A 2,868-nucleotide genomic window follows, 5' to 3' on the forward strand; every position below is an offset into this window, starting at 1 on the left:
GCCGCCGCCGCTGCCGCCGCCGCCGCCGAGAGGGCCGCGCCCCCAGGGGCCGGGACCGCCGCCTTGTGGATTCCACGCCATGGATCGCTCCCTTGCTTCCGGTCATGGTCCCGCGAACGGGACTGGATTTTCTTCCGCCAAGCTCTATATCTGCCGGCAGGTTATAGGCCAGCTCGGCGGCGCGCGCAACGCGGCCGCCTTTCCGGCCCCGCATGATATCGGTCCAAAACCAGGAGTTCGCAAGGATGTCCGATTTCTTCGAGCAGCAGATCATGGAAGCCCTCAAGGGCGTCATCGACCCCGACAAGGGCAGGAACATCGTCGAACTCGGCATGGTCGAGGGCCTACATGTCAAGGAAGGCCACGTTTCGTTCGCCATCGTGGTGGAGCCCCAGCGGGGCGCCCGGATGGAACCCCTCCGTAAAGAAGCGGAGCAGGCGGTGCACGGCCTGCCCGGCGTGCTGTCGGCCACGGTGGTGCTGACCGCCGAGCGGACCCAGCCCCAGTCCCAGCCCGAGGAAGGCCCCCTGCTGCCCGGCGTGGCGGCGATCGTCGCCGTGGCTTCCGGAAAGGGCGGCGTCGGCAAGTCGACGACGGCGGCCAATCTGGCGCTCGGCCTCGCGGCCAAGGGCCTCAAGGTCGGCCTGCTGGATGCCGACATCTACGGTCCCTCCATGCCACGCATGATGGGTATCGGCCAGGAACCGGGTTCCAGCGACGGCGTCCGCCTCGATCCCGTCGAACGGCACGGCATCAAGGTGATGTCCATCGGCTTCTTCGTCGAAGAGGAAAACCCCATCATCTGGCGCGGCCCCATGGTGCAGTCGGCCTTGATCCAGATGATGCGCGACGTCAACTGGGGAACGCTGGACGTGCTGGTGGTGGACATGCCGCCGGGCACCGGGGACGTGCAGTTGACCATGGCGCAGCAGGTGCCGCTGACCGGCGCGGTGATCGTGTCCACCCCGCAGGACATCGCGCTCGCCGACGCCCGCAAGGGCCTGAACATGTTCCGCAAGGTGGACGTGCCGGTACTGGGGCTGATCGAGAACATGAGCTACTTCCTCTGCCCGCACTGCGACGGCCGCTCCGAGATCTTCGGGCACGGCGGCGCCCGCGAGGAAGCCCGCGTGCTGGGCATGGATTTCCTGGGCGAGGTGCCGCTGCATATCGATATCCGCACCACTTCGGACGGCGGCCATCCCATCGTGGCTTCCAAGCCGGAGGGCGAGCATGCCGGTATCTATAGGGACATCGCCGACCGGGTCTGGGCCAAGGCGCAGGAGATCATGAAGAAGAAGGCCGCTTCGGCGCCGCGCATCGTCATCCATTGACCCAAGACCCGGATGGGCGTAGGGTTATTTCGCTCCATTCGAGAGCGATGTTTCGGGAACTTCGTGGCCGTCCTTCGGGACGGCCGCTTTTTTTGGCTCGCCCCACCGCCGCGAAAAAACCCCGCCGCTCGCGCGACGGGGCCCAACCGGATTTTTCCGCTCGGCTCGTCAGGCTTCCAGGACCTGGAAGCCGGAAGCCGGTTGCCGAAGCTTGGTCGCGAACAGGGCCGGTTTGATGGCCTCGATGCTGCGGGTCAATTCCTCGCGGGTCAGATGCGCCGAAGCCATCCGCTGTTGGATGATGGGATCGGCGAATATCTCGGCGAGGTCGGGTTCGTCGTGCTCCGTCCACAAACGATTCATGACGCCTCCTGTCATCGCAAGCCTTATGCCCCCACGAGGGTGGATGATAGCACGGAATACCCTTCCGTGGAATCTGGATATTCGGAATATACACCACTGGCGTCGTGCAATACGGAGGTGGGAAAGGTGAGGAGCGGCGGAAAAACACACAGGCATGCTGATATGTCTTCCGATCTGTCCGATTATGACAGGGGACTTCCCTTCCCGAATGGCTTATGTTTGCCCGCAAATGGGTCCGAACAGAGGGTTGGGCCCGGTCGTTTCGCAAGAGGGGGAAGTTCCCATGCTGAAGAATTTGAAGATTGCAACCAAGGTGTTTACCGGGTTCGGCGTCATCCTGGCCCTGCTGGTCGGACTGTCGGTGGTGGGGGGTGCCAGCCTCAACACGGCGGGCGGCTACTTCCACGACTACCGGGAGGCGGCGCGCCAGCGGAACCAGTTGAACCGGGTCGGCATTACCATGCAGCGGGTGCGGGTGAACGTCCGGAACTACATCCTCGATCCCAAGGAAGATATCGCCAAGCAGACTATCGACCGTCTGGGCCTGCTGTCGAAGGATGTGGCCGAAGCGAAGAACCTTCTCGCAAGCCGCAAGGATTTGCTGTCGCAGGTGGAAAAGCTGGAAAAGGCCGAACACGAGTGGAAGACGCTCTTCGAGGGCGTGGTGGCGGCGCAGAAGAAGGCGGATGGCCTCTTGCGCGACGTGTTGGAAAAGATCGGCGGGGAAACCGACCAGACCCTGGCCCAAATGACCCAGAACGCCGCCAAGATCGGTAATGCCGACGCCGCCATCGCCATGGGCGAGATGGGTGGCAACCTTCTCCGCGCGCGCCTGGCCATGTCCCGCTTCCTGCGGTCGAGCGAAGCCGCCGACGCGGATCGCGCCCGCAAGGAACTGGCGGAAATGGGCGAGGACATCGCCAAGCTGATGCCCGAACTGAAGGTCGAGGAAAACAAGGTGAAGCTGGCCAAGGTCGAGGAACTGCGCAAGCAGTATCTGGCCGGCGCCGAGGAAACCGTCAAGGCCGTCAACGAACGCAACGACCTGTTCAAGGTCAGGATGACGGCGCTGGGCAACGACATGGTCAAGACCGGCGACGACCTCACCGGCACGCTGCGCGACTTCCAGGACGCCCTGGGGCCGAAGGCGGAATCGGCGATCAATACGGCC

At 64.0% G+C, this 2,868-nt stretch carries 3 protein-coding genes; 2 read left to right on the forward strand and 1 reads right to left on the reverse strand.

Going from position 1 to position 2,868, the window contains the following annotated elements; all coding sequences use genetic code 11:
* The first annotated feature begins 245 nt into the window (after nucleotides 1-245).
* Nucleotides 246-1,334, forward strand: a complete 1,089-nt coding sequence (gene apbC, locus H7841_18145; GenBank protein ID MEO5338779.1) for an iron-sulfur cluster carrier protein ApbC — start codon at nucleotides 246-248, stop codon at nucleotides 1,332-1,334.
* Between the two features lie 168 nt (nucleotides 1,335-1,502).
* Here the strand turns inward: apbC and H7841_18150 are convergent, their stop codons facing one another.
* Nucleotides 1,503-1,697, reverse strand: a complete 195-nt coding sequence (locus H7841_18150; protein MEO5338780.1) for a hypothetical protein — start codon at nucleotides 1,695-1,697, stop codon at nucleotides 1,503-1,505.
* A 283-nt stretch (nucleotides 1,698-1,980) separates the two neighbouring features.
* On the opposite strand from H7841_18150, the gene H7841_18155 reads away from it, so the two are divergent.
* Nucleotides 1,981-2,868, forward strand: an 888-nt coding sequence (locus H7841_18155; protein MEO5338781.1) for a Tar ligand binding domain-containing protein, incomplete at its 3' end; no start/stop codon positions are given.

Origin of the sequence: Magnetospirillum sp. WYHS-4 (assembly GCA_039908345.1) — a bacterium.
GTDB lineage: Bacteria > Pseudomonadota > Alphaproteobacteria > Rhodospirillales > GLO-3 > JAMOBD01.